Below are 577 nucleotides of genomic sequence, written 5' to 3'. Positions count from 1 at the left end.
GACCACCAGGAAGACCAGGGGTACGGCCGTGAAGTAGACGACGGCCAGGGGGAGCGAGTCGGTGCCGATCAGGGACCACAGGCCGTGCGGGTCGGAGGTCTCGGCCTGGGCCACGCCGAGCACGATGGCCAGGATGACGTAGAGCACCACGTCCTCGACCACGGCGACCGCCAGGACGATCCGGGAGAACCGCGTGCCCAGCACGTCCAGATCGAGCATGATCCGCGAGATGACCGGCACGCTGGTGATGGCGATGGCCATGCCGAAGACGAGGGCCAGGGTGGCCGGTGACCCGGTCGGCCCGGACAGCTCGCCCGGATCCAGCACCTGGGCGACGGCCAGGCCGCAGGCGAACGGCAGTACCAGCCCCGACACGGCCACGGACCCGATGGTGCGGCGCTCCGAGCCGGCGTCGCTGGTGCGCAGTTCGCTGCCGGTGAGCCAGACGAGCAGCAGCAGTCCGATCTGGTAGAAGGCGCCGAGCACCGCGGCGGTGGGACCGTCCGGGGGCAGCAGCCAGTGCTGCGCCTCGGGGCTGATGCGGCCCAGCACCGTCGGGCCGAGCAGCAGGCCGCCG

At 71.9% G+C, this 577-nt stretch carries 1 protein-coding gene; it reads right to left on the bottom strand.

Annotation, left to right across the window (positions count from 1 at the left end; all coding sequences use genetic code 11):
• The coding region (locus CCN44_RS42460; RefSeq protein WP_208639956.1) for a cation:proton antiporter at window positions 1-577 on the bottom strand (577 nt) is incomplete at both ends.

The organism is Streptomyces tricolor, assembly GCF_002155905.1.
GTDB lineage: Bacteria > Actinomycetota > Actinomycetes > Streptomycetales > Streptomycetaceae > Streptomyces > Streptomyces tricolor.
Note: the sequence above shows the minus strand (reverse complement) of the source record. Positions and strands in the feature narration are given on the sequence as shown.